This window comes from Kribbella sp. CA-247076 (assembly GCF_050942445.1).
In the GTDB taxonomy this organism is placed as follows: Bacteria; Actinomycetota; Actinomycetes; order Propionibacteriales; family Kribbellaceae; genus Kribbella.
This window is the reverse complement of sequence record NZ_CP192051.1, coordinates 3,249,002-3,274,048: the sequence shown is the minus strand read 5'-3', so window position 1 is coordinate 3,274,048 and position 25,047 is coordinate 3,249,002. Positions and strand designations below refer to the sequence as shown.

Annotated in this window: 30 protein-coding genes; 9 read left to right on the top strand and 21 right to left on the bottom strand. The window is 70.0% G+C overall.

The annotated features are described in order from the left end of the window. Positions 1–130: 130 nt before the first annotated feature. From gcvH to ACQPYZ_RS15485, 5 genes are read right to left on the bottom strand one after another with little or no spacing between them, the layout of a single operon-like run. Positions 131–514, bottom strand: coding sequence for a glycine cleavage system protein GcvH (gene gcvH / locus ACQPYZ_RS15505; protein WP_433168728.1), 384 nt, complete (start codon positions 512–514; stop codon positions 131–133). Positions 515–563: 49 nt separating this feature from the next. Next, on the bottom strand, positions 564–1,535 hold the full coding sequence (locus ACQPYZ_RS15500) for a DUF881 domain-containing protein (RefSeq protein ID WP_433168726.1): 972 nt from the start codon (positions 1,533–1,535) through the stop codon (positions 564–566). Position 1,536: 1 nt separating this feature from the next. Continuing rightward, positions 1,537–1,869 (bottom strand): small basic family protein, encoded by a 333-nt coding sequence (locus ACQPYZ_RS15495; protein WP_131352136.1) that lies wholly within the window; start codon positions 1,867–1,869, stop codon positions 1,537–1,539. Further along, complete coding sequence (locus tag ACQPYZ_RS15490) at positions 1,866–2,717, bottom strand: DUF881 domain-containing protein (protein ID WP_433168724.1); 852 nt, start codon at positions 2,715–2,717, stop codon at positions 1,866–1,868. Before ACQPYZ_RS15490 ends, ACQPYZ_RS15495 begins: the two co-directional genes overlap by 4 nt. A gap of 4 nt (positions 2,718–2,721) precedes the next feature. After that, positions 2,722–3,318: a CDP-alcohol phosphatidyltransferase family protein gene (locus ACQPYZ_RS15485; RefSeq protein WP_433168722.1), complete on the bottom strand. Its 597-nt coding sequence runs from the start codon at positions 3,316–3,318 to the stop codon at positions 2,722–2,724. Between the two features lie 218 nt (positions 3,319–3,536). On the opposite strand from ACQPYZ_RS15485, the gene ACQPYZ_RS15480 reads away from it, so the two are divergent. Genes ACQPYZ_RS15480 through ACQPYZ_RS15455 form a run of 6 tightly spaced genes read left to right on the top strand, consistent with a single transcriptional unit; the run spans position 3,537 to position 8,057 of the window. Then, a complete protein-coding gene (locus tag ACQPYZ_RS15480; RefSeq protein WP_433168720.1) occupies positions 3,537–3,905 on the top strand; it encodes a YciI family protein in 369 nt (122 codons plus the stop codon). Beyond that, entirely contained in the window at positions 3,902–5,086 is a 1,185-nt protein-coding gene (locus ACQPYZ_RS15475; protein ID WP_433168718.1) for an RNA polymerase sigma factor, read from the top strand. Before ACQPYZ_RS15480 ends, ACQPYZ_RS15475 begins: the two co-directional genes overlap by 4 nt. 25 nt (positions 5,087–5,111) lie before the next feature. Then, positions 5,112–6,032, top strand: coding sequence for an alpha/beta hydrolase (locus tag ACQPYZ_RS15470; RefSeq protein ID WP_433168716.1), 921 nt, complete (start codon positions 5,112–5,114; stop codon positions 6,030–6,032). A 9-nt stretch (positions 6,033–6,041) separates the two neighbouring features. After that, a complete protein-coding gene (locus ACQPYZ_RS15465; protein WP_433168714.1) occupies positions 6,042–6,653 on the top strand; it encodes a GNAT family N-acetyltransferase in 612 nt (203 codons plus the stop codon). Between the two features lie 46 nt (positions 6,654–6,699). Beyond that, complete coding sequence (locus ACQPYZ_RS15460; protein ID WP_433168712.1) at positions 6,700–7,191, top strand: SigE family RNA polymerase sigma factor; 492 nt, start codon at positions 6,700–6,702, stop codon at positions 7,189–7,191. After that, entirely contained in the window at positions 7,188–8,057 is an 870-nt protein-coding gene (locus ACQPYZ_RS15455; RefSeq protein WP_433168710.1) for a PASTA domain-containing protein, read from the top strand. The genes ACQPYZ_RS15460 and ACQPYZ_RS15455 overlap by 4 nt, the downstream gene beginning before the upstream one ends. Before the next feature lies 1 nt (position 8,058). Here ACQPYZ_RS15455 and ACQPYZ_RS15450 read toward each other — a convergent pair whose 3' ends face one another. The 3 genes from ACQPYZ_RS15450 to ACQPYZ_RS15440 are packed head-to-tail and all read right to left on the bottom strand — an operon-like array spanning position 8,059 to position 11,221. Next, the gene (locus tag ACQPYZ_RS15450; RefSeq protein WP_433168708.1) at positions 8,059–8,853 is read right to left on the bottom strand and encodes a DinB family protein; all 795 of its coding nucleotides are present in this window, start codon (positions 8,851–8,853) and stop codon (positions 8,059–8,061) included. 35 nt (positions 8,854–8,888) lie between these two features. After that, positions 8,889–10,487 carry a DNA polymerase Y family protein gene (locus ACQPYZ_RS15445; protein ID WP_433168706.1) on the bottom strand — a complete coding sequence of 533 codons (1,599 nt, stop codon included), beginning with the start codon at positions 10,485–10,487 and terminating at the stop codon, positions 8,889–8,891. After that, on the bottom strand, positions 10,487–11,221 hold the full coding sequence (locus tag ACQPYZ_RS15440) for a hypothetical protein (RefSeq protein ID WP_433168704.1): 735 nt from the start codon (positions 11,219–11,221) through the stop codon (positions 10,487–10,489). Before ACQPYZ_RS15440 ends, ACQPYZ_RS15445 begins: the two co-directional genes overlap by 1 nt. A 292-nt stretch (positions 11,222–11,513) precedes the next feature. Between ACQPYZ_RS15440 and ACQPYZ_RS15435 the strand changes: the two genes are divergently transcribed. From ACQPYZ_RS15435 to ACQPYZ_RS15425, 3 genes are all read left to right on the top strand, one after another. Continuing rightward, the gene (locus ACQPYZ_RS15435) at positions 11,514–12,323 is read left to right on the top strand and encodes an MBL fold metallo-hydrolase (RefSeq protein WP_433168702.1); all 810 of its coding nucleotides are present in this window, start codon (positions 11,514–11,516) and stop codon (positions 12,321–12,323) included. Between the two features lie 112 nt (positions 12,324–12,435). Further along, complete coding sequence (locus ACQPYZ_RS15430) at positions 12,436–12,900, top strand: PPOX class F420-dependent oxidoreductase (RefSeq protein WP_433168700.1); 465 nt, start codon at positions 12,436–12,438, stop codon at positions 12,898–12,900. 42 nt (positions 12,901–12,942) lie between these two features. Next, complete coding sequence (locus ACQPYZ_RS15425) at positions 12,943–13,629, top strand: PIG-L family deacetylase (protein ID WP_433168698.1); 687 nt, start codon at positions 12,943–12,945, stop codon at positions 13,627–13,629. Here ACQPYZ_RS15425 and ACQPYZ_RS15420 read toward each other — a convergent pair. The 13 genes from ACQPYZ_RS15420 to ACQPYZ_RS15360 form a co-directional block, all read right to left on the bottom strand. Further along, a complete protein-coding gene (locus tag ACQPYZ_RS15420) occupies positions 13,592–14,284 on the bottom strand; it encodes a GntR family transcriptional regulator (RefSeq protein WP_433168696.1) in 693 nt (230 codons plus the stop codon). The two genes, ACQPYZ_RS15425 and ACQPYZ_RS15420, sit on opposite strands and share 38 nt — an antisense overlap. A 143-nt stretch (positions 14,285–14,427) precedes the next feature. Further along, positions 14,428–15,366, bottom strand: a complete 939-nt coding sequence (locus ACQPYZ_RS15415) for an alcohol dehydrogenase catalytic domain-containing protein (RefSeq protein ID WP_433168694.1) — start codon at positions 15,364–15,366, stop codon at positions 14,428–14,430. Positions 15,367–15,433: 67 nt separating this feature from the next. Continuing rightward, positions 15,434–16,333, bottom strand: a complete 900-nt coding sequence (locus tag ACQPYZ_RS15410; RefSeq protein WP_433168692.1) for an amidohydrolase family protein — start codon at positions 16,331–16,333, stop codon at positions 15,434–15,436. Position 16,334: 1 nt separating this feature from the next. Continuing rightward, entirely contained in the window at positions 16,335–16,727 is a 393-nt protein-coding gene (locus ACQPYZ_RS15405) for a cupin domain-containing protein (RefSeq protein ID WP_433168690.1), read from the bottom strand. After that, complete coding sequence (locus ACQPYZ_RS15400; protein ID WP_433168688.1) at positions 16,727–18,301, bottom strand: FAD-dependent monooxygenase; 1,575 nt, start codon at positions 18,299–18,301, stop codon at positions 16,727–16,729. Before ACQPYZ_RS15400 ends, ACQPYZ_RS15405 begins: the two co-directional genes overlap by 1 nt. Before the next feature lie 3 nt (positions 18,302–18,304). Continuing rightward, positions 18,305–19,054: an SDR family NAD(P)-dependent oxidoreductase gene (locus ACQPYZ_RS15395; protein WP_433168686.1), complete on the bottom strand. Its 750-nt coding sequence runs from the start codon at positions 19,052–19,054 to the stop codon at positions 18,305–18,307. Then, the gene (locus tag ACQPYZ_RS15390; RefSeq protein WP_433168684.1) at positions 19,051–19,770 is read right to left on the bottom strand and encodes a GntR family transcriptional regulator; all 720 of its coding nucleotides are present in this window, start codon (positions 19,768–19,770) and stop codon (positions 19,051–19,053) included. The genes ACQPYZ_RS15395 and ACQPYZ_RS15390 overlap by 4 nt, the downstream gene beginning before the upstream one ends. Next, complete coding sequence (locus tag ACQPYZ_RS15385) at positions 19,767–20,621, bottom strand: fumarylacetoacetate hydrolase family protein (protein ID WP_433168682.1); 855 nt, start codon at positions 20,619–20,621, stop codon at positions 19,767–19,769. The genes ACQPYZ_RS15390 and ACQPYZ_RS15385 overlap by 4 nt, the downstream gene beginning before the upstream one ends. A gap of 18 nt (positions 20,622–20,639) precedes the next feature. Next, positions 20,640–21,035, bottom strand: coding sequence for a RidA family protein (locus tag ACQPYZ_RS15380; RefSeq protein ID WP_433168680.1), 396 nt, complete (start codon positions 21,033–21,035; stop codon positions 20,640–20,642). Further along, complete coding sequence (locus tag ACQPYZ_RS15375; protein ID WP_433168678.1) at positions 21,035–22,123, bottom strand: Ldh family oxidoreductase; 1,089 nt, start codon at positions 22,121–22,123, stop codon at positions 21,035–21,037. Before ACQPYZ_RS15375 ends, ACQPYZ_RS15380 begins: the two co-directional genes overlap by 1 nt. A gap of 34 nt (positions 22,124–22,157) precedes the next feature. Next, positions 22,158–22,937 (bottom strand): ABC transporter permease, encoded by a 780-nt coding sequence (locus tag ACQPYZ_RS15370; RefSeq protein ID WP_433168676.1) that lies wholly within the window; start codon positions 22,935–22,937, stop codon positions 22,158–22,160. Next, entirely contained in the window at positions 22,934–23,737 is an 804-nt protein-coding gene (locus ACQPYZ_RS15365) for an ABC transporter ATP-binding protein (protein WP_433168674.1), read from the bottom strand. Before ACQPYZ_RS15365 ends, ACQPYZ_RS15370 begins: the two co-directional genes overlap by 4 nt. Positions 23,738–23,747: 10 nt before the next feature. Next, positions 23,748–24,764 (bottom strand): ABC transporter substrate-binding protein, encoded by a 1,017-nt coding sequence (locus tag ACQPYZ_RS15360; RefSeq protein ID WP_433168672.1) that lies wholly within the window; start codon positions 24,762–24,764, stop codon positions 23,748–23,750. Positions 24,765–25,047: the final 283 nt, after the last annotated feature.

Sequence of the window (25,047 nt, the reverse complement as noted above, 5' to 3'; positions counted from 1 at the left end):
AAGTGTGGACCCGGAAAGCCGGACCTCAACCCTCTACCAGCGGTTGAGGTCCGGCCAACCTATCAGTTGCGGCCGAGCCGGTGACGGTCGGTGCCGACCGGTGCCACCGGCCCCGGATCGGCCGGCCGGATCAGCTCTGGTCGAGCTGGCCCTGGTAGGCGTCGGCGTCCATCAACGCCGCGACCTCCTCGGCGTCCTCGACCTCGATGTCGAGCAGCCAGCCCTCGCCGTACGGGTCGGTGTTGACCAGATCCGGCTGGTCCGCGAGCGCCTCGTTGACCGCGGTCACGGTGCCGTTCACCGGGGCGAACAGGTCGCTGACGCTCTTGGTCGACTCGAGCTCGCCGCAGGCGTCTCCGGCCCGCACCTTGCTCCCCACCTCGGGCAGCTGCACGTAGACGATGTCGCCGAGGGCGTCCTGCGCGAAGTCGGTGATGCCGACCCGGACGGGGCCGTCGCCGTCGGCCTTCACCCACTCGTGCTCGGCCGTGTACTTCAGGTCTTCGGGGTACACCTTCGTTCCTCTTTCACTCAAGGACAGCTACTGGGCAGCCGCGTGACAGCTACTTGGTCGGGCTGGGCGCCGGGCGAGCGTAACGATGCTCCTCCGGCGCGTGCAAGGCGGTGATCTGGACCTGCGGGAGCTCGGTCACCTCGGCCGTCCCGCCGACCTGCGGACCGGTCACCTCGCTGACCAGGCCGCCGGGGAAGTTGGCCGCCTCGGCCAGGTTGTGCGACTCCCCGATCGCCTCGATCACGTACGGCGAGTTGACCTTCTGACCGTCGATCCGGATCCCCGGCGACTCGTCGACGAAGTCCGTACTCGCGACCACGCGGGCCGAGCCGTTGATCTGGATCGCCTCGGCGCCGGCGTCGCGCAGCTCCTCGATCGCGTCCAGCAGGTTGCTCGACGTCATCTTGCCGTCGGGGTCGTTCAGCGTGATCCGGACGCCCGGGCCCTGGGCCGGCAGCGTGCCGGCCAGGATGCCGAGCACCCGGACCTGCGCCTCGGCCTGCTCGCGCGCGGTCTGCGCCTTGTCGGCGCTGGACGACAGCGAGTTCTTCCGCTCCTCGAGCTCGGCGATCTCGCTCTCCAGCCGGCGGGTGTTCTGGCCGAGGCCGTCCAGGATCGCGATCAGGTCCTCGCGGCGGGCGTTCTGATAGCCGTCGTCGGCCCGGTTCACCCGGACCTGGACGACCGCCATGCAGGCGACCAGCGCGAGGACGACCGCCACGATCGCCTGGCCGCGGGACGGTTTGAAGCCGGCCTGGAGCCGGCGGAGCGCCAGGTTCGGCGTGCGGGGCTTCTTCGGCGTCGGCATCGGCGTCGGCTCCGCCGGCAACGGCGCCTCCCCACCACCCGGCTTGCTCACGTCGGCCTTGCTCGCCTCGGCCGGCGTGCTGGCTTCGGTGGGCCTGCTCGCGTCGGCCGGCTTGCTTGCGTCGGCGGGCTTGTTCGACTCGGGGGCCTTGCCCGGCTCGGGCTGGTTGCCCGGCTCGGGCGGGCGGGCGTTCTGGTCCGGTTCGTCGGTCATGTCAGGCCCTGAAGATGTGCCGCCGGATGGCGGCCATGTTGGTGAAGATCCGGATGCCCAGGACGACGACCACGCCGGTGGACAGCTGCGAGCCGACCCCGAGCTGGTCGCCCAGGTAGACGATCAGCGCGGCGATCAGCACGTTGGAGACGAACGAGACGACGAACACCTTGTCGTCGAAGATCCCGTCCAGGAACGCCCGCAGCGCGCCGAAGACGGCGTCGAGCGCGGCCACCACCGCGATCGGCAGGTACGGCTGCGCCCACTCCGGGACGTCGGGCGCGACCAGCAGGCCGATCACGACGCCGATCACGAGTCCGAGGACGGCGATCATCTCGGTCCACTCACCTTCGCGTAGCGCAACGCGATGGTCGCATCGGCCGGCACCAGCAAGGATTCCTCCGTCGTGATCGTCATCCGGACATCGAAGTTGCTGACCAGGTACTGCACCCACTGACCGCCCGAGCTCTGCGCGAACCGGGCCGGCATGGTCGCGGTGTCCCCGATCGCGAGCACCGTGTACGGCGGGGTCAGCGAACTGTAGTCGACGGTGATCGCACTGCCGGCGCCGCGGATCGCGGTCATCGAGGTGAGCCGGTGACCGTTCACCGAGATCGCCTCCGCACCCGCCGTCCACAGGCCGTTGACCAGCTGCTGCAGGTCGACGTCCAGCAGGCGCCCTTCCTTGTCGGCGTCCTTCGCGTCGTCGACCACGGCCTTGATCCCGGGGCCGGTGACCGCGATCGCGCCGGTCTGCAGCTCGAGGGCGTCGAGCTGCTGCTGCAGGGCGGTGCCCGCGCTGGTGTTGCTCAGTCCGGCGGCCTGCAGGCGGCGTACCTCGTCGGCGAGCTGCGTCTGCCGCGTGCGCATCGTGGTCAGCTGGCTGTCGGCCTGGTCGATCCGGGTGATCAGCTCCTTGCGCTGCTTCTCCGCCTCAGGTGCGCTGCGGTAGTTCTGCGAGGCCGCGACCGCGAGCAGGAAGCCGAGGACCACGGCCGCCGCGACCAGCATCACCCGGTGCCGGGTGCGGGCCGGTTTGCCGTTCTGCTTCGGGCGGGAGCGGGCGGCGACGGCGTACCCCTCGTCGAGGGGGTGGTCCATCAGGTTGTTGAGCAGCGACATCGACGCGTCGACACGTCGCGGCTTGGGTGGACCTTCCTTCGGTGGCGCAGACTGGTTCACGGGACTACCCAGCCGGGTCGTTGATCGGTTTCACCGTCTGGACGAGGTGGCGCAGCTGAGCGAAGTACAGGGCACCGGCCCAGTAGTAGAGCCCGGTCCCCCAGATCGCGAACGCCCAGCCGAACACCCGTGCGAGCAGGTTGAGGGTGCTGTCGCCGTCGCCGAGCAGGAGCAGCGGGAACGCGTACAGCAGGCAGAAGGTCGCGGACTTGCCGAGGAAGTGCACCGGCAGCGCGTTGAAGCCGCGACGGTGCAGGGCGGGCAGGGTGAGGGTCAGCAGCAGGTCGCGCAGCGGCAGCGCGATCGCCAGCCACCACGGGATGATGTCGCGCAGCGCGAGCCCGAGCACGGTGGCGAAGATGTACAGCCGGTCCGCGACCGGGTCGAGCATCTGGCCGAGCCGGGTGGTCTGGTTCATCCGCCGGGCGATCTGGCCGTCGGCCCAGTCGGTGAAGCCGGAGACGGCGAGGACGAGCAGGGCCCAGCCGTCCTCCTCGGGGCCGAGGATCAGCCACAGGAACAGCGGCACCCCCAGCAACCGGAGGAAGCTGAGCGCGTTCGGGATCGTGAGCACCCGGTCGGACACTTCCAAGTCCGGCACGCGACCCCTCCCTCTCTCCACCCTGGACACCCGTCGTAACTGTACTTGGGCACGTCGACAGGTTTACGCCCGGCCACACCGGGGCATGCCCTGGCTCTCCCCTGATACCAGAACGCCCCTGCCCGGTTCCCGCTACGCCTGCGACGAACCGGTGACCCGATCGATACCCAAGGGTGATGCTTGCCTTGCCTACGCTGTGCTGAACGGGAGGAGTGCAGGTGAAGTTCCTGGTGCTGATCTACGGCAATCCCGAGTCCCGCAAGGTCTGGGACTCGCTGACCGACGAGCAGAAGCGGGAGGGGATGGCCGGCTACACCGCGTTGCACGAGGCCCTCTCGGCCCGCGGCGAGCTGCTCGCGTCTGAGTCGCTGGACGACCCCGACGCCACCAAGCAGGTGCGGATCTCGGAGAGCCGGGTGCTGACGACCGACGGCCCGTTCGCCGAGGTGAAGGAGCAGTTGGCCGGGTTCTACCTGCTCGACTGCGAGAGCATGGAGCGCGCGGTCGAGATCGTCCCGCAGATCCCCGAGGCGCCGTTCAGCATCGTCGAGATCCGCCCGGTGCGGGACCTCGGCGCACTGATGTGATCGTCGAGGAGTTGCTGCGTGAGCTCGCTCCGCAGGTGCTCGGGCCGCTGGTCCGGCGGTACGGCGACTTCGACGCGTGCGAGGACGCCGTCCAGGAGGCGTTGCTGGCCGCGTCCCAGCAGTGGCCGGTGGACGGCGTACCCGGCAACCCGCGGAGCTGGCTGATCACGGTCGCTTCCCGGCGGCGGATCGAGGTACTGCGTAGTGAGGCGGCCCGGGTACGACGGGAGGAGTCGGTGGCCGCGGAGCCGCTGCCGGAGCCGGCGCCGTCGGTCGACGACTCGCTGACGTTGCTGATGCTGTGCTGCCATCCGGCGCTGACGCCGCAGTCGCAGGTCGCGCTGACGCTGCGCGCGGTCGGCGGGCTGACCACCGGCGAGATCGCCCGGGCGTTCCTGGTGCCGGAGGCAACGATCGGGCAGCGGATCAGCCGCGCGAAGGCGAAGCTGCACGGCGCCCGGTTCGCCTTGCCGCCGGTCCACGAGCAGCCTTCGCGACTGGCCGCCGTACTGCACGTGCTCTACCTGATCTTCAACGAGGGCTACACCGCGTCGTCCGGTACGTCGCTGCACCGGGTCGAGCTGAGTGCGGAGGCGATCCGGTTGACCCGGCAACTGCGCGCGGAGCTGCCGGCCGACGGCGAGGTCGCGGGCTTGCTGGCGCTGATGCTGCTGACGGACGCACGCCGGCCGGCGCGGACCACGGCCGACGGTGCACTCGTGCCGCTGCCGGAGCAGGACCGGTCGTTGTGGGACGCGTCGGCGATTGCCGAGGGCACCGAGCTGATCGCCTCGACGTTGCGGACGGCACCGGTCGGGCCGTACCAGTTGCAGGCCGCGATCGCCGCTGTCCACGCCGAGGCTGCCCGGGCCGAGGACACCGACTGGCGGCAGATCCTGATGCTGTACGAGCTCCTCGAGACGGCCGCGCCGGGACCGATGCTCACCCTGAACCGCATCGTCGCCGTCGCCATGGTCCACGGCCCGGCTCGCGGTCTCGCGCTCCTCGACGACGTCGATCCCGCGCTCACGGACCATCACCGGCTGGCCGCCGTACGCGCGCATCTCCTCGAGCTGTCCGGCGACGTCACCGCGGCCCGCGAGGCCTACCAGGAGGCCGCCCGCCGTACCGAGTCGTTGCCCGAGCAGCGCTACCTCCTGTCCCGTGCCGAGGCGTTGTGACCGGCTGACCAGGCAGAATCATCCGGTGCAGACTCCCGAGACCACGTACGACCAGCTGACCGACCGTGTGGCTGCTCTCTATGAGCAAGGTGACTACCAGGCGGCTCTCGAGCTGCTGGATCGGGCGGATGACTCCCTCCGCCCGTGGCTGGCCGAGCTGACCCACCTGCGGGCTTGCTTCCTCGGCGTACTCGGTGAGCCGGAGGCCGCGCTGGCCGCGCTCCAGTCAGCGGCAAGCGCAGGGTTCTGGTGGGATCAGTCGCTGCTGACCGAGGACGACGATCTCGCAAGCCTGCAGACGCTGCCCGGTCTGACAGCTCTTCTCGAGCTGTCGGAGGCGAACCGTGCCGAGGCCAACCCGGAGACGGCGACGCCGGTCCTCGAGCTGCCGACGGGCGAGGTGCGAGGCATCGTGGTCGCCCTGCACGGCGCCGGCCAGCGGGCCACGCATGCGGCTCGCGACTGGGCGAGCGTGATCCCGCTCGGGTACGCGTTGCTCTCGGTCGAGTCGTCCCAGCTGATGTCGCCGATGTACCGCACCTGGCCCGACCCGGCGCGTTCCCTCGACGATGTTGCCCAGGGGCTCACACAGCTTCCTGAGAAGCTGCAGTCCCTACCGTTGATCGCAGCCGGCTTCTCCGCCGGCGGCCGGGTCGCCCTCGACTGGGCGCTGACCGGCCAACCCCGGCCGGTGGACGGCGTCATCGTACTCGCGCCGGCACTCCGGCGACTGCCCACCGAGGCGTACGGCGCACTCGAACCGGCCGTCGTACTGATGGGGTCGGACGACGACCTCCGTGAGGTGGTCGAGGAGGCGCGTGAGCAGCTGGCCGGGTTCGGCGTGCGGATCGAGTGGCTGCCGGGCGTGGGGCACGAGGTCCCGGCGGACTTCGCCGATCGGCTGGCCCAGCTCTTCCGGACGCAGAACGTCCGGAACGAGGGCTAGCCTCCCGGCATGGTGACTCCGATCGAGGCGGAGCAATTGACCGTCGTCCCCGCGAACGAGGCGTCCTGGGACGACCTGCAGGCCGTCTTCGGGACCGCGGACGCGGGCCACTGCCAGTGCCAGCGGTTCAAGATCCGCGGCTGGATCTGGCGCGACTCCACTCAGGACGAACGCACCGCGATGCTCCAGGACCAGACCGCCTGCGGCGACCCGACCGCGCCGTCGACGAGCGGCCTGGTCGGGTACGTCGACGGCACACCGGCCGGCTGGGTCGCGGTCGAGCCGCGGACGGCGTACCCGAAGCTGCGCACCTCCCGCGTCCCGTGGACCGACCGGAACGAGGACAAGGACGACGAGGGCGTCTGGGCGGTCACCTGCATGGTCGTGCGGAAGGGCTACCGCGGTCGCGGCCTCACCTACCTGCTCGCGCGTGCCACCATCGACCACGCCCGGACCCGGGGCGCCCGTGCGCTCGAGGCTTATCCGATGGTCACGCAGCCCGGCAAGCAGATCACCTGGGGCGAGCTCCACGTCGGTCCCCGCCAGGCGTTCGAGGAGGCCGGCTTCCGGGAGATCACCCGGCCGACCGTGCGTCGTACCGTCATGCGTATCGACTTCTGACCGAGGGAACCTCGGGCGGGGCCTGGGTTGTCTCCTAGGGGTGAGGATGGACGACTTCAGCGAGTACGTCGCGGCGCGCTGGCCGCGGCTGGTGCGGTCCGCCGTACTGCTGGGGTGCACGCACGCCGAGGCCGAGGACCTCGTCCAGACCGCGCTGGAGCGTTGCCTGCTGAAGTGGAACAAGGTCCGCGCGGCCGACGACCGGGACGCGTACGTGCACCGCGTGCTGATCAACACCTTCCTCTCCGGACGACGCCGCCGCTGGACCGGCGAGAAGCCGACAGGAGTCCTCCCCGAGTACGCCGGCACCGACCAGACCGCCGGGGTCGACGACACGGACGCGATCATGCGAGCCCTCGATCGACTGCCCAGCGACCAACGCACCGCGGTCGTCCTGCGGTACTACGTCCACCTGAGCGAACAGCAAATGGCCACCGTGCTCGACGTCGCCACCGGCACCGTGAAGAGCCGCCTCTCCAGAGCCGTCAAGGCCCTCGCCCAAGACCCCACTCTGGCCGAACTGCGAGGAACCCGATGACCGACACCGACCTGACCACTCTCCTGGACCGCGCCGCCCAACGCACCGACGTCCACCCCCCGCCGATCGAGACGATGCAGGCACGCGTCGCCCGCATCCGGCGCCGCCGCACGATGGTCGTGTCCCTGGCCGCCGCCGTCGCCGTGCTGGCCGCGGCCGGCGGGACAGCACTGGCGTTGCGACCAGGCCCGGGTGCTGTGGACGTTCCTCCGCCGGTCGCATCCACCAGTCCCGGCGTGGCCGTACCTTCGGACATGCGCCTGGTTGGCGTCGGCCGTGCGGCGATCGCAGTACCCAAGACATGGGGCACGAACCGGACGCGCTGCCTGACTGCGCAGGAGGACACCGTCATCCTCTCTCGGGACGGACTACTGTGTTCGATCCCTCGGCCATGGCGGGTCGAGAGCGTGGAACTGGGGCTCGGCCGTCCGACGATGTTCGAGTTCACCGCCGACGAGACGATCGAGATCGACGGGGTCAGCGCCGAACGTCAACACACGACGTGCACCGACGAAACCGAGGGCAAAGTCATGACGTGCTCCGGCGTGGTCATGATTCCGTCACTGGACACGTGGTTCTGGGCGGAGTCGTCCACAGGCGCCGCGGAGGTCGACCGCATCCTCGAGCGGATCCGGATCGTGTCCGACCGCATCGGTGTGCCGAGCCTGCGGGTGATCACGGGAACCGACCCCGGCCGTGCCGGCCAGTTGTATGCCGACAAGCTCACCGAGCTCGGGCTGTCCCCGAAGATCCAGACCAGGAAGGCACCGCAGTACATCCCAGGTGATCTGATGGGCGTCTCCCCCGCGCCCGGCACGATGCTCGCACCGGGCGCGACAGTCACGCTGACCGTCGCCGCTCCCTGAGCTAGCTACTTCTGGACTCCAGGACGGTGAGGTCGCGGGCGGCGAAGCGGTGGTGGTTGCATTCTTCTTCCATGAGGACGCCTAGGCAGTCGGCGACGGCTCGGTCCTCCTCGGGGTAGCCGGGGGCGGGTGGACGGGAGCAGGGGCGGCCGAGGTCGGCGTCGGTGAGGTCTTCGAGGACGCGGCGCACCACGGCCATCCGGTCCGCGCGGGCCTCGAGGACCTCGGCGTACGTCGGGGTGGCGTCGAGCTTCATGCCCAGCGCGGCCGCGTCGGCCGGGTTGTAGGCGGTCTGCGGTAGCGCGAGCGGGTGGAACGGGCGCTCCTGGTCGAGGATCGTGCGGCTCACCCACGAGTCGGTGATGAAGACGAGGTGGCGCAGCGTCTCGACGTACGACCACTCGTCCGCGACCCGCTCGTGCCGGACGGGCTCGGGCAACCGCTCGGCGCGCTCGGTCAGCTCGGACCAGAGCCGCTCGATCGTCGTCCACATCGCGCGGAAGTCGTCGGCGTTCCGGATGGTGCGCAACTGCACCCGCTCGGGATGCCGGCGGTCGAGCTCGGACTCGACGTACTCGGTGACGTCGACGCCGTTCACGACCAGGTTGCTGACCCAGCCGGAGATGTCGACGTCGACCAGGCAGCCGTCCACGATCCTCGCCCCGGTCAGATCACAGTCGACGAACCGCGTGTCCCGCAGATCCGCGACCGTGAACGTTGCCCCACGAAATCTCTCGTCCGCACCGTGATATCCCGCCGACCATCGGTGCGGTCCGTACTGCGCCGGTTCGTCCACGGCGCCCATTCTCATCCCACCCACCGACATTTTCCTCAGTCGTAGGTGGCTTCGGCTTGCCAGGTGGCCTGGTGGAGGGTGAAGAGCCAGGCGCGGGTGTCCGCGGTGGTGAACTGGAACCGGGCCTGGCGGGACTCGTTCCTGGGGTCCCACCAGCGCTCGTCGACCAGCCAGGGGCCGGCCCAGGCGGTGATCGGGTGCAGCTTGTTGCTGTCGGCAACTCGTGGACCGGGGTCGAGACGGAAGGCGGTGGGCGTGCCGGAGAGGGCGCCGCGGGCGCTGACGGACACCTCGGTGCCGTCCTCGGCGAGGACGTGGGCGGGGATCGGCTGCGGGAAGAGCGTGGTCGGCGCGAGCGTCGGCCACCGCCCGGGACCGGCGGCGGCGATCGCGCCCGGCCACGGCTGATCGGCCGGATGTTTCGGCACCTGACGGTCGCCCCACGGGACCAGGGTCTGCCGCTCGGCGAACCCGCGCCCGCCACCGATCACCACCGACGCGACCGCCCCGTGACCGAGCATGCTCTGGACCCGCGACAGCGCCCGGTGGATCCGCTCGTCCGGCCCGCCGCCCCACAGCCCGTCGACGTGGGCACCGACCGGGTCGACCTGCTCGGGCACGAGCCGGAGCCGTACGACGGGTGACGTCAGCTCGCTCGTCGCCGTACCGCTCCCCTGCAACTGCCAGCGGACCCGGTCCACCACGTCCGCCGCGGTGAACCAGCGGGGATGCAACCACTCGCGCTCGTGAATCCGGCCGGACTCGGTGCCGGCTTCGACCCGCAGCGTCGTACACACCAGGCCGAGCTCGGTCAGCCGGGCGATCAGTTCGTCGGCGACCGACCGGACCGCGAACGCGACCTGGTCGACCCGGTCCACCGCCGGCTCGAAGTCGAGGACGCGGACGAGCTCCGGCGGTACGTCGCGGCCGACCACCGGGCGATCGTCGTACCCGCGGGCCAACCGGTGGGCGAAGGCGCCGTCCGGACCGAACCGGGTCAGCACCTCGGTGGGAGACAACCGCGCGAACGCACCCAGCGACCGCAGCCCGAGCCGGCGGAGCAGGTCGGTGAGCGCCGGCTGCTCGAGCGTGTCGACGCTGAACGGCGCCAGGAACTCCGCGGACTCCCCCGGCGGAACCATCAGGACCCGGGTCTCCGCCGCGCTGGACCGGGCCGCCTGCTCGGCCGCGAACGGCCCGTCGGCGATCCCGACCCGGCCACCGGGGACGTCGAACGTCTCGAGCCGGTCGAGCAGCTTCTCCGCCGCCGCGGACTCGCTGCCGTAGAACCTGGTCGGGCCGCGCGCCTTCAACGCACACATCCCCGGCCGGATCACCTGGACGCCCGGGATGAGCGCCTCCAGGCAGCCGATCACCGGGTCGAACGCGCGGGCGTCGATCACCGGGTCGTACTTGAGCACGACGAGCTCCGGACACCGCGACTGCGCGTCCCGGGCCCGCAATCCCCGGCGCACTCCGCCGGCGCGGGCGGCCGCAGAGGTGGCGAGCACCTTGCCCTTCTCCAGCACGGCGATCGGCTCGTCCGCCGACAACCCGGCCGCTCCCGCAGCGGCCGTCACCGGCCAATCCGGCACCCAGACCACCATCGTCCGGGTCAACCCACGCTCGCCCATCACCCCACCGCCTCTTCCTGCCAGTGAGTGAGATTGCTGGTCGAGGTGGGGTCGACCGAGCGGATACTGCCGTCGGGGCCGGGGAGCCAGAGGTGGTGGCGGCGTTGGTGTACCGCGGCTCGGCGGCCGGTGACCGTGACCGTTGCCTGTCTGGCGGTGAGGAGGCCTTCGCCGGACCCCAGGCCTGTCCAGCTGCTGCTTTCCACCTCCAGGCGCGCCTCGCTGCCCGGCCAGGAGCCGACCGCGATCAGGACTGCACCTCGGGTGCGTAACCGGGCCGCGAGTCGGGACGCCTCACCGGGTGTCACCTCGCCCGGCGGGCGGACGACCACCACGGTCAGGGCGTCGACCAGGGCGGCGACGACGTTGAGCCAGTCGTGGTCCGGCTCCGGCACGAGGACCAGGCGGTCGAGATCCACGCCGAGCCCGCGGGCGGCCTCCGCGCCGAAGGACGGCAGGCCGACCACTCCGCACCACGCGCCCTCGGCGGACGGGCCGGCCATCATGGCCATCACCAACGCCGACGAACCGCGCACGGAGTACGCCGAGCCGCTGCGCAGACCGGCGCCGGCCAGCAGCTCGGAGATCGCCGGGTGGGTCGGCAGCATCCGGTCCACGCCGGCGGTGTCCAACGCCTGCTGCACCCGGGCCTCGGTCGTCCGCGGCGCCGGCACCACCCGCCGCATCCCGACCCCACCCTCCTCCGACCCGGCGAGGGTGAGATGAGGCGGCACCACCGCACCGTCGGTGGAACGAGACGGGACAAGAGGGTGGGCAGAGGCGGGCAGCCGAGAGGCCTTCTGGGCTTTGGCCCGGGCCAGGAGCATGCGGGCCTGGTCCAGGGCGGTGGCACCTGGTTCTGCTCGGTCTGCTGCTGTCGTCCCCGTCATGAATCCATGTTCGAACACCTGTTCGAACATGTCAATTCCGGCCTTTGGCCGCTCGTGGACAGCACAGACTGCTTGCCACCCGTCACCGCAGGTCCTACCGTCTCGACCAACGATGGCAGACCACCGGGGAGGGTCCGTGCTCACGCAGGTCGCAGAGGGTGTGCTGTTCCACCAGAGCGAAGTACTCCAGAACAACGCCGGTGTCGTCCAGGGCCGGGACGGGGTGCTGCTCGTCGACCCCGGGTTGACGAACGCCGAGATGACCTGCCTCGCGAACGACCTTCGCGAGCTGGGCCTGCCCGTCGTGGCAGGCTTCGCGACGCATCCTGACTGGGATCACGTGCTCTGGCACCCCGACTTCGGCGACGTGCCGCGGTACGGCACCGCCCGGTGCGCGGAGTTCATGGAGGAGCTGCGGTCGGACGCGGACTGGAAGGCCCGCGTCGCCGAGGGACTACCGCCGGAGATCGCCGACGACGTACCGCTCGACCCGTTCGGCCTGATCACCGGTCTGCCCGCGGGGACCACACACCTCCCCTGGGACGGCCCCGAGGTCCGGATCATCGAGCATCCGGCGCACTCTCCCGGCCATGCGGCGCTGTACGTCGAGGACCGCGGCGTACTCGTGGCCGGCGACATGCTGTCCGATCTCTTCGTCCCGATGCTCGACGACCTGCGCGGCACCAACGACCCGATCGAGGACTACCTCGCCGGGCTGCGGCAACTCGAGGACGCGGCAGGCGACGCCGAGGCCGTCATCCCCGGGCACGGGTCCGCCGGTCGGGCAGGTGAGGTCCGTCGACGGCTCGACCTGGATCGCGCGTACGTGCAGGCGTTGCGTGACGGTGGCAAGTTCGACGACCCGCGGATCGGCCCTTCGGTCGCGCCGGAGTGGGAATGGGTGAAGGACATCCACACCGGGCAACTCCAGACCTTCGCTCGGTAGCGCGAGTCCGCAGGCTCAACGGCTGAAGGACCTCGTCGACAAGCTCACCGACGACCAGCTCGAACACCTCCTGACTCGGGCCGAGCTGCACGCCGGAACATAGGGTGGAGCCATGCCGAGGACTATTGCCACCAACACCAAGGTCGGGCTGGACGAGCTGCTGGAGTTCGTCCGGCCGCGTCACCACATGTTGCTGATCACAACCCGCGCGGACGGTACGCCGCAGGCGTCGCCGGTGTCCGGTGGGGTCGACACCGAGGGCCGCATCGTCATCTCGTCGTACCCGGAGCGGGCGAAGAGCACCAACGTCGAGCGGGACCCGAGGACGAGCGTGGTCGTGCTGTCGGACGAATGGAACGGCCCGTGGGTGCAGGTGGACGGCAGTGGCGAGGTGATCCAGCTGCCGGACGCGGTGGAGCCCCTGGTGGAGTACTACCGGTCGATCTCCGGCGAGCACCCGGACTGGGACGAGTATCGCGAGGCCATGCGGACGCAGGGCAAGTGCCTGATCCGGATCACCCCGGAGCGCTGGGGTCCGGTCGCGACCGGCGGTTTCCCGGCCCGGCTGGCCGACTGAGTGCGCACAGCTCTCGTAGTCCACGCGCACCCCGATGACGAGGTGTTCGCCACCGGTGCAGCCACTGCACTGCTGAGTGAGGCGGGGTGGCGCGTGGTACTGCGAGTTGCCACGCAAGGGATCGGGGACGCGGCGGACAAGCTCTCGGCGTCCTGCGAGCTGCTGGGCATCGACGAGTGGGGCTGGCTGGGCACCAAGGACCGCTGGATCGACGACGGTGGCGCGTCTGGCCCGCGCACGCTGGCAGCAGCTGACCCCAGTGACCTCGCAGCCGCAGTAGAGCAAGCCATCACCGAGACAAGGCCTCAGCTGGTGCTGACAGTCGGCCGAGACGGACTCACGGGTCACCCGGACCACATCGCCGTGTCCAGAGCCGTGCAACAGCAAAAGATCCACGCGTTGGGTGCACGGCTGAGGGCGCAGGACGTGCAAGTGGGCTACGAGCTCATGGAGCAACTGCTCCCGGGCGAGAAGGTCGGCTCGGGTCTCGTGACGGGCTGCACGCTTCCGCTACGAGAGATCGGCAAAGCACCGGAAAGCCAGCGCCGACAAGCCCTCGATCAGTACTACGCAGGCTTAGGGACCACCGACATCCCCGAGCTACTCACGACGTACGGCCGCCGTGGTGACTCCCTGCTGCTGCGGGCGATCTTCGACGTGAGTGGTTGGGACACCGACCGCTTCGAGGTGCTCAGCTCTTCTGGTAGCGACGTTCCATCGTTTCCGTGATGCGCTGCATCGCACCTTCGAGGTGTTCGCGCAGTGCGGCCTCCGCACCGTCTTCGTCGTGTGCGACACAGGCATCCAGGATCGCCTGGTGCTCACGCCGGGTCTGCTCGATCCGGGCCTTGGTCTGCCGCGAGCCGAAGCGGTAGCGCTCGCTGTTCTGCCAGACCGGCTCGATCGCCCGCGGCAGCCAGCGCGAGCCGCCGGCGCGGTAGATCGCGAAGTGGAACTCGGTGTGCGCCTGCCGGGAGGCGATGTTGTCACCGGCCTTCGACAGCCGGACGTGCTCGGCCAGCGCCGCCTTGGCCGTGGCGGCGTCCGCGTCGCTGAAGCGGGTGGCAGCGGCCCGGACGGCGAGGGACTCCAGCGCCAGTCGGGTCTCGTGGGTGTCCCGCAGGTCCTCCAGCGACAGCTCGCGGACCCACGCGCCCTTGTGCGGCACGATCTCGACCAGCCCGAGCGCCTGCATCCGCCGCAACCCCTCGCGGATCGGCATCTGGCTCATGTCCAGCCGCTTCGCGAGCTCCTCCAGCCGCAGCGCCGTACCACTCGGAAGCTCGCCGGACAGGATCAGTTCGTGCAGTTCGGCCGCCGCCTCTTCGGCGAGAGTACGACGGCCGGTCGGTCCCCCGGGCGTGAGCTCGAGTCGTCGGGTCATTGGGTGCGGGCTGCCTCTCTCCTCCACTGCACAACTCTGGGAGGTAACCGTAGCGGCCGGCAGGTGGCTCTGGGGCGCTCCGACAGCAAGTTGCCTAGCGAACGCCGATTGGTCTAGTCCAGCGGACCGAACAGGCAGGCCGGCTAGAACGCCGTCAGATCGAGGAAAACCCGGCGCTCAGCAGGGATTCGCTCCAGTACGTCGCCCACCCGCCGGGCCGGCACGAGCTCGACGTCCGGGCGTACCTGTGCGGCCTCTGTGTCCGCCAGCGCCGCACTGACCGCGCCGGGCTCGAGGACCGTTCGCTGCAGGTTGACCGGCAGCAGCCGCAGGTCGCGTCCGATCAATTGGTGCAGGTCGATGGTGGTGAACTCGCCGGCCTTGTAGCCGACCACTGCGACCCGTCCGCCCGGAGTGATGTGTCCGAGCACCCCACTGGTCACCGGACCGCCTACAGTGTCGATCGCCGCGTCACACCACGACAGCTCGCGGCCGACCTGACCCAGCTCGTCCACCCGCACGATCTGGTCGGCCAGCGCCGGGTCCACGGTCTCACCGAACCACGCCAGCCCGATCACCTTCTTCGCACCCGCCGACCGAGCCACCGCGGCACAGAGCCGACCGAGCAGGCTGGTGATCCCGGTGACCACGACCGTCTCGCCTTCCACCACACCCGCCACCCGTCGTACGGCGGTATGGGCGGTCAGAGCAGGTGTCAGCAAAGCCAGGGCAGCGACCGGGTCGACTCCGGCCGGCAGCGGATGTACGGCGGCGTCCGGCACCACGGCGTACCGACCCCAGAGGCCGGGCCGGGTCACGCCGACACCTTGACCGCGGACGATCACTGGCGTCCCGGCCTCGATCACCGACGACGTAACCACGACTCCGGTGCCCTCGGAGCCGGGCACGAACGGTGTCGTCGGTTGCTTGCCGGCCAGCACCGACCGATCAGCCGGGCTCACCGCGCCCAGCCGCATCTCGACCACCGTCTCGCCCGGTCCGGCGGCCAACTCGAGCTCTTCGGCCCGCAACGGCTCGCTCGGCCCGTAGCTGCGCAGCACGACCCCCGTCAGCGCGCTCATCTCCCCACCCCGTTCGTCCACACAATTTGATATCTGATCACAGCTAGGTCATAACGAAAACCGCGTCTCACGGCGCGACGACCTCCTTGGCCAGCGGCAGGGTCAGCTCACCGGCTGCCACCGCCCGCGCGGCGGTCACGGTGTCGCCGCCCATCGGGAACGGCCAGTCGCTTCCGGCCAGCACCCGCTCGGCGCCGAACGTCGCGACCAGCAACTTGAGTACGGCGTCGTCGTGCACCAGATCGTCCACGTAGAACCGGCGCAACGCGTCCGCCACCGCCAGCGACGGTGGCTCGATCCCCGGCCGGGCCGTGTCGATCCCCCGCTGCCAACGGCCGGCCAGCGCCGCCGTCACACCACCCCCATGGCACAGGCAGAACCGGATCCCCGGAAACCGCCCCGGCACATCCGCGAAGACGAGGGTGGCCGCTGCCAGCCCGGTCTCGTACGGATTCCCCAACAGATTCGTCAAGTAGAACGACTCAAGCCGCTTGTCGTCACTGTGTCCGGGGTGGATCAGCGTGAAGGCCTCCAGCGAGTGCAGCACCTGCCACACCGGGTCGAGTCCCTCGTAGCTCGGCGTACCGAGAGCGAAGCCGCTGAAGACGCCCTCACGAGCCAGTGACGCAGCAACGGCCGGTGCGTCCGGATCGAGCAGCGGCAGGTGACCCAGCACGCGCAACTGCGGGGTCGCGAGCTCACGCAGGCCTTGGTTCACCAACTCGGCCCACTCGACGCCGGCGTCGTACCGGAAGAGTGCGGGCGGTATGGAGACGACAGCACCGTCCAGGTCCTGCTCGGCGACCCAGTGCAGCAGTCCCGCGGGGTCGGCGAGGCGTCCCAACGGCAGTCGTTGTCCATCGACGAGCAGCGCGCCGCGGTCGACGTGCAGCCCGAACTCACCCCTGTGCGCGGCCGACAGCACAGTCGGCGGGATGAGGTGAGTGTGGACGTCCCAGCCGGCCATGTCAGCGGGCGTCCTCGTCGTTGTCGTAGAACGACGGCCGCTCCGGGTAGTGCGGCCCGTCGTACACCTCCAGCAGGACGGACGTCTCCTCCGCGAGCGTCGGGCCGTGCACGCTGCCCTTGGGGTTCCAGTAGAAGCTGCCCTTGGTCAGCGTCGTCCCGGTCGGCAGGTAGACGTACCGCCCGGACAGGCAGAACATGAACTGGTTCGACGCGTGCTGGTGCGCCGACGGGATCCCCGACCCCTTCTCGAACCGCACGAGCGCGATCGACGCCTCGGTCTCCTCGTCCCGCCACAGCATCTTGTGGGACAGCCCGGCCAGCGACTTCTCCACCCACTCGAGGTCGTCCGTCTGCAGCAACACCTCACGCAGTGGCTCGTCGAACGACGCCATCAGCTCTCCTTCCGGGGAACAGGCCGGCCCGTGACGTGCGTGTACAGCTCCTCGGCCACGCCGGCACCCATCGGAGCCACGGCCGCGATGTGGCCGTCAGGCCGGATCAGTACGACGCTCTCAGCCGGTACGCCGTACCGGTCGGTGACCACGCTGCCCGGGTCGAACAGCGCGCGGTCCCGCAGACCGGAGTCGTGCGGCGCGTCCCACCGGGAGACCGCGTAGTGCTTCAGCGCCGGCGACTCGTTGACCGGGATGTCCGGCCGACGGCGTACGTCGGTGAAGTACAGCGCGACGAAGGAGTCCCGGCAGAGGTCGTGGACCGTCACCCTTCCGGCGGTCCCCTGCAGTGCCTGGTCCGGAGCTCGGTCACCGGCCCGGACCGCGGGCGGGGTGGCGCTGGTTGCGACCATCGACCAGTCGCCGTGGCCTTCCACGTCGAGCCGGACGCTGAGCAGCGTGCGCGTGTACGCCGTGGCCCACGCACTCGTGTCGGCCGTGACCGCACCGCGCTGGTGGGACATGTACTTGCGTGCCGCCTCGGCCATCTCGCCGGATCCGTTGATCGCCACCGGCCGCTGCTCCTGCTCGTACCCGTCGAGCAGCGTCTCGTCCGCCCAGCCTCGCAGTACCCAGGCCAGCCGCCAGGGCAGGTTGGACGCGTCCAGAGCACCCGTGTTCAGGCCCAGGGCCCACATCGGCGTGATCAGGTGGGCCGCGTCGCCCATCAGGAACACCTTGCGGTCCATCGACCACTGGTCCGCGACCCGGTGATGCACGTTGTAGACCACCGAACCGAGCAGCTCGATCCGGTCCACCTCGCCGATGAACTGCTTCACCTTGACCAGCAGGTCCTCGTCGCCCGGCGGCTCGGCGCCCGGGCCGAGCGGGAACAGGAACCGCCAGTTGTCCGGCTGCCGGATCAGCACCATCCACTCGGACTTGTCCGCGAAGTACGCCAGGTACGGGTAGTCGCGGGCGTTGTCGACGTCCAGGTCGACGACTACGTCGATCAGCATGTACCGCTCGGGCAGGGTCTCCCCGACCACGGTGACGCCGAGCGCGTCCCGGATCTTGCTGCGGCCGCCGTCGCAGGCCAGCAGGTGCGAGGCCTCCAGCGACCGCGACCCGTCCGGCGTGTCCACCTGAAGCACGACCCGGTCGTCCCGGACCTCGAACGACTGCAGCCGGTGCTGGGTCGACACCGGCTGCCGCAGCGCGCCGGCGAGGATCGGCTCCATCTTCTGCTGCGGCAGGTTGATCACGAACGGGAACTGGGTGTCGTCGGCCAGCTCGGCCAGTCGCACCGAGGCGCGCGGCGTGTTGGTGGCTCGGTCGATGTCACCGATCTCGTCGATCCGCAGGGCGGCCGCCAGGATTCCCTCGACCGCGCCGTACCGGTTCCAGATCTCCAAGGTCCGGCTCAGCGTCGTCCCGGCCTTGGTGTCGGACGACAGGACGGCGTCCTCCTCGAGCAGCACGTACGGGATGCCGTAGTGCTGCAGGCCGAGCGCCGTGGTCAGGCCGATCGGCCCGGCACCCACGATGGCGACGGGCAGCTGGTCAGCAGTCACTCATCACTCCGTGCGGTAGTCGTTTTCTCGCGGCGCGAAGGTCGTCAACTTGGCGAAGGCGCGTTCCCGGGTCAGCACCGACCCGGTCATCGCGGCCGCGTCGGACAGCAGGTACAGCAGCGGACCGACCACGTCCTCGGGGTCTCCGATACCTATGGTGTCCTGCCAGTGTTCCCGATCCGCACCGGCGTTCGCACTCCGGAACTGCTCGGTGTCGATCACCCCCGGCGCGGCCACGTTCACCCGCACCCGGTGCTCGGCCACCTCGGCGGCCAGCGTCTTCGCGAAGGCGATCAGCGCCGCCTTGCTGGACGCGTACGCCGCCGCGCCCGGATAACCGGTGACAGCCATCCCGGACGTGAACACGACCACCGACCCGGACCGCCGCGCGACCATCTGCGGTACGACGGCCTGGCACGTCCACACCACGCCGTCCAGGTTCACCTGTAGCGCCCTGGTCCACTCGGCAGGGTCCGTCTCCAGCACCGGCGACCGCGGTTGCACAGCCGCTCCCGCGACCAGCCCGTCGATGCGACCATAGCGGGCCATCACCGCGGCGACAGCCGACTCCACCGACGTACGGTCCGCGACGTCCACCTCGACGTACTCGACGTCCCAGTCCGGCTTCACCACGTCGAAGACCACCGCAGTCCCGCCGCACGCGGTCACGGCCCGCGCCAGCGCGGCACCGATGCCCTGTGCGCCACCGGTGATCACCACGACCTCTCCGGTCGCGTCGAAGCGCACCTTCACGACGTCTCCCCGCGCTTCGACCGGCCGCCCTCGGCCCGTCTCGTCATGGTTTCGGTGATCCGCTGGAACGCACCGGCCAGGTGGTCGCGCAGCGCCCGCTCGGCCGCGTCCGGGTCGCGGGCGACACATGCGTCCAGGATCGCCTGGTGCTCCGCACGGTTCCGCTCGATCAGGACCGCGGTCGGCCGGCTGCCGAACCGGTACCGCTCGCTGTTCTGCCAGACCGGCTCGATCGCGCGGGCGAGCCACTGCGACCCGCCGGCACGGTAGATGGCGAAGTGGAAGTCCGCATGCGCCTGCCGGGCGCCTACCGAGTCCTCGGCCCGGGACAGCCGCAGGTGCTCGGACAGAGCGGCCCCCGCCTTCTCCAGGTCGTCGGTGCCGAAGTGCTCGGCGGCCGCGCGGACGGCGAGGCTCTCGAGCGCCAGCCTGGTCTCGTGCGTGTCCCGCAGGTCGTCCAGCGACAGGTCACGGACCCACGCGCCCCGGTGCGGGATGATCTCGACCAGTCCGAGCGCCTCCAGCCGCCGGAGTCCTTCCCGGACAGGCATCTGACTCATCTCCAGGCGACTCGCGAGCTCGACCAGGCGCAACGGCGTACCACTGGGCAGCTCGCCGGACAGGATGAGCTGGTGCAGCTCGGCAGCCGCATGCTCGGCGAGGGTACGACGTCCTCCCCGACCACCTCCCGGCAGCAGTTCCAGGGGCCCGCTCATGCGCGCGCTACCCGGTTGCGAAGCTCACCGATCTTGTCGGCGCGGGTGACGACCACGTCACCCTCCTGCAGGAACACCTGGGGCTCGCGGGCGTTGCCGACGCCGGCCGGAGTGCCGGTCAGCAGTAGGTCGCCGGGACGCAGCGTCATGCCGAAGGACAGCTCGCTGATCAGCGTGGCGACGTCGAACGCCATCTGCTTGGTCGACGCGTCCTGCCGGACCTCACCGTTGACGAGGCACTGGAGCCGGACGTCCTGCGGGTCACCGAGCTCGTCGGCGGTGACGATCCACGGGCCGAGCGGCATGGTGTTGTCGATGCTCTTGCCCTTGAGCCACTGACCACCGTGCGCCCGCTGCAGGTCGCGCTGCGACACGTCGTTGGCCAGCGTGTAGCCCCAGACGTGGTCCAGCGCGTCGGCGACCGGGATGTTGCGGCCGGTCCGGCCGATCACCAGGGCCAGCTCGGCCTCGTAGTCCCACTTGGCCGAGATCCCCGGGTCCCAAGCGATGTCGTCGTACGGACCGATCACCACGTCCGGGCCCTTGGTGAAGAAGGTCGGGTGCTCCGGCCGGTCCACGTCCTGGCCCTCGCGCTTGCCGCGGCCCTCCTCGAAGTGGTCCCAGTAGTTCCACCCGGTGCACAGGATGTCCCGCCGGAACCGCCGCAGCGGCGGCCGCAGGATGTCCTCCCGGAAAGGGATCTCACCGACCACCGCGGCCGGTGCGGAAATCACCTCGGTCACGTCAGTTGCCGACAGCAACCGGACGACATCACCATCGAGCAATCCCGGCCGCTCCCGGCCGGCGTGCTCCACCATCACGTACCGCATCTCAGGTCCACTCGACGCCACGCATGCGCTCCCCCTCGGTCATGGCAGTACGGCGATCGCGTTGATCTCGATCAGGTAGTCGGGATGGGCGAGCTTGCTGACCTCGACCATGGTCGACGCCGGCAGCGGCTCGGCGAAGTACTGCGCCCGGATCTCGTGGATCGTGGCGAAGTCCTCCATGTTGCGCACGTACACGTCCACCCGGCAGACGTCGGCCATCGTGCCGCCGGCGGCACGGACCGCGGCCTGCACGTTCTCGCACACCTGCCGGGTCTGCTCGCGGACGTCACCGACGCCCGCGATGCTGCCGTCGGGGCGGCGCGCGGTCATCCCGGAGACGAACACCAGCCGGCCGGTCGCCTCGATCGTGGTGGCCTGCGAGAACACCCCGTTCGGGGTGTGCAGGTCGGTCGTCGAGACCTGTGTCTTCGCCATCAGTCGAGCACCCCTCCCGCCGGAACGACCGCACCGACCGCCCGCGCGGCCGCCAGCAGTCCGTCCAGGCCCGATCGTTCGATCAGTACGCCGTGACGCCGCTGGTGTGCTTCCCGTTCCGCCTCGATCTCCCCCGGCAGGTACAGCCGGTTGACTCCGGGCGCCGTCGCGCTGCTGCGGACCCGGGCGGCCAGCCCGGACGAGCGGCGCCGGAAGCTCTCCACGCCACCCATCAGCTCCGGGTCGATCGCCAGGAAGAGGTGCGCGCAGTCGTTCGGCCGGTCCGGCTCCCGGTACAGCGGCCGCACCTGGTCGCCCCAGCCGCCACCGCTCAGCACCCCGGTCAGGACGTCGATCATCAGCGCGAGCCCGAAGCCCTTGTGCCCCGCGGCCGGCAGCAGCATCCCGAGGACGGCCTCCTCCGCGTCGGTGGTCGGCGTCCCGGACGGGTCGGTCGCCCAGGTCTCCGGGATCGGCCGGCCGGCCGACGCCGCCAGCCGGATCTTGCCCAGGGCAACAGCCGACAGGGCCATGTCGAGCACGATCTCGACCCCGGCCGAGGTGGGTACGGCGATCGCCAGCGGATTGTTGCCGACGATCCGCTCCGCCCCACCGGGAGCCGGCATCAGCGGGGTGGTGTTGGACATCGCGATGCCGACACAGCCCGCCTCGCCGGCCTGCATGGCCCAGCGGCTGGCCGCGCCGAAGTGGTGGGCGTTGCGGACCGACACCAGGCCGATGCCGTACCGGCCGGCCCGGTCGATCGCGTGGCCCATGGCCTGCGGGCTGGACAGTTGCCCCATCCCGCCGCGCGCGTCCACGACCAGCGCGGCGCCGGCGTCGTACAGGATGTCCAGCTCGCGTTCCCGGGTGACACCGCCGGAGTTCAGCCGCTCGACGTACATCGGGACGAGCATGATGCCGTGCGAGCTTACTCCGCGTAAGTCCGCCTCGACGAGCGCGGCGGCGATCCTGGCGGCGTCGGACGGGTCGAAGCCGAGCGCGCTGAAGACGGCCGAGACGGTCGCCTCCAGCCACGCGGGACGGACCAGCACCCGGCGGTCGGAGTCGGAGGCTTGTGCGGTCATCGGGCCTCCCGCGCCGGCCCGGCCGAAGGCCCGGTCACCGGGTCTCCTGGGCCCACGGCAGGAACAGGTACTCCAGCAGGACCAGCCCGTAGAACAAGATGATGCTCATGATGCTCAGCAGCGTGATCGCGGCGAACGCCAGCGCGGTGTCCGCACTTGCGCCGGACTGCTGGATCACGTAGCCCAGGCCCTGGGTCGCACCGACGAACTCGGCGATCACCGAACCGATGACGGCCAGCGAGATCGCGACCTTCAGCCCGGTGAAGATCTGCGGCATCGCGTACCGCAGCCGCAGCTTGAAGAACTCCTGCGCGCGGCTCGCGTTCAGCGAGCGGAGCAGCTCGACCAGCTCGGCCGGCGTCGACTTCATCCCCTGCGCGGTCGAGATGACGATCGGGAAGAAGCACATCAGCAGCACCATGACCACCTTGGGCCACTGGCCGAAGCCCATCCACACCACCAGCAGCGGCGCGACCGCGATCTTCGGGATCGCGTTCACCATCAGCAGCAGCGGGTAGACCAGCCGCTCCAGGATCACCGAGCGGACGATCAGCAGCGCGATCGGCACCCCGATCACGATCGCGAGCAGGAAGCCCTCGATCGTCTCCAGGAACGAGATCCCGGTCTCCCGCAGCAGGTACGCCGGCTGGTCGGCGAACGTCCGGACCACGTCGCCGGGCGTCGGCAGCAGGTACGCCTCGATCGAGAACACGATCGTGGCCAGCCACCACAGCGCGATCGCGCCGATCAGGCCGAGGATCGGCAGCAGCACCGCCGCGGTCGGCGACGTCGTCAGCCAGGAGCGCTTGGTCACGGCCGCACCTCGTCGACCGGCCGGAGGTCGTCGACGCTCTTCTCGGCGAGCAGGCCGTGCAGCAAGCCGCTGATCTGGGCGACCTCGGTCAGGTGCGCGTTCTGGCCGAGGCTGCGCGGCCGCGGGATGTCGATGTCGACGACCTCACGCAGCCGACCCGGCCGCGGGGTCAGCACGACCACCCGGTCGGCCAGGACGACCGCCTCCTCGATCGAGTGGGTGACGAACACGATCGTCGTCGCCAGCTCCATCTTGATCCGCTGCAGCTCCTCGGACAGCTCGGTCCGGGTGAGCGCGTCGAGCGCGGAGAACGGCTCGTCCATCAGCATCACCTGCGGGTCGCGGATCAGCGAGCGGCACAACGACACCCGCTGCTGCATCCCGCCGGACAGCTCGTACGGCAGCCGCCGTTCGAACCCCTTCAGGCCGACCAGGTCGAGCAGGTCGTGGGCCCGGTCCCGGTACGCCGCCCGGCCCCGGTCACCGTCCCCGCCGTCGATCTCGACCGGCAGCATGACGTTCGACAACACCGAGCGCCACGGCAGCAGGGCCGGCCGCTGGAACATGAACGAGACGTCCCGGCGCGGCCGGGTGACGGGCTCCCCCGCCACCGAGACCGCGCCGGACGTCGGCGGCAGCAGTCCCGCGATCAGCCGGAGCAGGGTGGACTTGCCACACCCGGACCGGCCGATCAGCGTGACGAACTCGTTCGGCTTGACGTGCAGGTCGATCTCCTCGAGGGCGACGACCCGGCCCTCGCGACCCTCGAAGACCTGCCCCACACCGTCAAGCCGGATCATCGGTGCCGACTCAGCCCTTCGGCGCGAGGTCGAGCGTGACGACGTCGGCGAGCGTCACCGCGCCGGCCGGCTTGATCGCCTTGGCCTCGTCCAGCAGCTTGATGATCGTCTGCACCCGGGCCTCGTCGACGGCGCCCAGCGTGTCGTTCGGGTTCGGCTGGACGAACTTCGCCATCAGCTTGAGCTCATCGGTCGCCACCTCGACGTCGGTCTGCGGCCTGTGCTTCTTCAGGATCTCGGCGGCCTCGGCCGGGTCCTTGACGGTGTCCTGCAGACCCTTGAGCAGCGCCTCGGTGAACTTCTTCACCTGGTCCGGGTGGTCCTTGGCCAGGTCGGACCGGGTGATGATCGCGTTGCCGTACAGCTCCGGCAGCTTGTCGCCGTACGACAGCGTGACGGCCTTCTTCTTCGCCGCCTTCTCCACCAGCGGTACGCCGACCACGAACTGCCCGATGCCGTCGACCTTCTTGGCCGCGAGCAGCTGCGGCAGCGCGGGCGGCGGCGACGGGACGAACTTGACCGAGGCCGGGTCGATGCCGATGGCCTGGGCGTAGACCGGGAACATCACCTGGTTGGTCGAGCCCGGCTGGTCACCGATCCGCTTGCCGGCCAGGTCGGCCGGCTTCTTGATGGTGCCGTCCTCGAGCGCGACGATCGCGGCCAGCGAGCGCTGGTGGATCATCCCGACCGTGGTGACCGGCAGCTTCTGCTTGCCCAGGGTGATGACGGTCGCGGTGAAGTCACCGATGCCGTAGTCGGCCTGGCCGCCGGCCACCAGCTTCATCACGTCGACCGTGCCGGAGCCCAGGTTGATGGTGACGTCGAAACCCGCGTCCTTGAAGTAGCCCTTCTCCAGGGCGACGTACGCGTAGGCCTCCCGGCCGAAGGCGTTGAACGAGGTCAGGTAACTGACCTTCTGCAGGCCGGGGTCCTCCCCCTGGCCTTCGTTGTTACCGCTGTTGCACGCACTGACCAGGGCGAGCCCCAGGACCGCCGCCACCGCGGCGACGGAACGCCTCAACCTCATATCGACCTCTCTCCTCGATATTTGATCAAACATCAAATATGGAGGGGTGGTCAATCGGCCCTCGGGGACTTCACAGTGACTTTACGTCCACTGCACCGGGTCCCCGCAGAGCCCGCTTGCCACCCGTCCTGGAGCCGTTTCCCCAATACCTGTCCATACCGGACGGGCATCCCGCCCCGACCACAGACCGTACCCGCCTGAGCAGCAGATCGCGACGCCGATGGGCTCCGAACCGGTCCTTCCCTTGTCAAATTTGCGTAAACCCACCCTCCCAAGTGACTCA

Bases quoted from the DNA above. Each gene is read 5' to 3' on its own strand.
- ACQPYZ_RS15380 (WP_433168680.1), bottom strand. From the start codon at position 21,035: ATGGCGAAGACACAGGTCTCGACGACCGACCTGCACACCCCGAACGGG.
- ACQPYZ_RS15365 (WP_433168674.1), bottom strand. From the start codon at position 23,737: ATGATCCGGCTTGACGGTGTGGGGCAGGTCTTCGAGGGTCGCGAGGGC.
- ACQPYZ_RS15445 (WP_433168706.1), bottom strand. From the start codon at position 10,487: ATGGGCGAGCGTGGGTTGACCCGGACGATGGTGGTCTGGGTGCCGGAT.
- ACQPYZ_RS15500 (WP_433168726.1), bottom strand. From the start codon at position 1,535: ATGACCGACGAACCGGACCAGAACGCCCGCCCGCCCGAGCCGGGCAAC.
- ACQPYZ_RS15455 (WP_433168710.1), top strand. From the start codon at position 7,188: ATGACCGACACCGACCTGACCACTCTCCTGGACCGCGCCGCCCAACGC.
- ACQPYZ_RS15495 (WP_131352136.1), bottom strand. From the start codon at position 1,869: ATGATCGCCGTCCTCGGACTCGTGATCGGCGTCGTGATCGGCCTGCTG.
- ACQPYZ_RS15375 (WP_433168678.1), bottom strand. From the start codon at position 22,123: ATGACCGCACAAGCCTCCGACTCCGACCGCCGGGTGCTGGTCCGTCCC.
- ACQPYZ_RS15460 (WP_433168712.1), top strand. From the start codon at position 6,700: ATGGACGACTTCAGCGAGTACGTCGCGGCGCGCTGGCCGCGGCTGGTG.
- ACQPYZ_RS15360 (WP_433168672.1), bottom strand. From the start codon at position 24,764: ATGAGGTTGAGGCGTTCCGTCGCCGCGGTGGCGGCGGTCCTGGGGCTC.
- ACQPYZ_RS15390 (WP_433168684.1), bottom strand. From the start codon at position 19,770: ATGAGCGGGCCCCTGGAACTGCTGCCGGGAGGTGGTCGGGGAGGACGT.
- ACQPYZ_RS15430 (WP_433168700.1), top strand. From the start codon at position 12,436: ATGCCGAGGACTATTGCCACCAACACCAAGGTCGGGCTGGACGAGCTG.
- ACQPYZ_RS15420 (WP_433168696.1), bottom strand. From the start codon at position 14,284: ATGACCCGACGACTCGAGCTCACGCCCGGGGGACCGACCGGCCGTCGT.
- ACQPYZ_RS15410 (WP_433168692.1), bottom strand. From the start codon at position 16,333: ATGGCCGGCTGGGACGTCCACACTCACCTCATCCCGCCGACTGTGCTG.
- ACQPYZ_RS15405 (WP_433168690.1), bottom strand. From the start codon at position 16,727: ATGGCGTCGTTCGACGAGCCACTGCGTGAGGTGTTGCTGCAGACGGAC.
- ACQPYZ_RS15415 (WP_433168694.1), bottom strand. From the start codon at position 15,366: ATGAGCGCGCTGACGGGGGTCGTGCTGCGCAGCTACGGGCCGAGCGAG.
- ACQPYZ_RS15465 (WP_433168714.1), top strand. From the start codon at position 6,042: ATGGTGACTCCGATCGAGGCGGAGCAATTGACCGTCGTCCCCGCGAAC.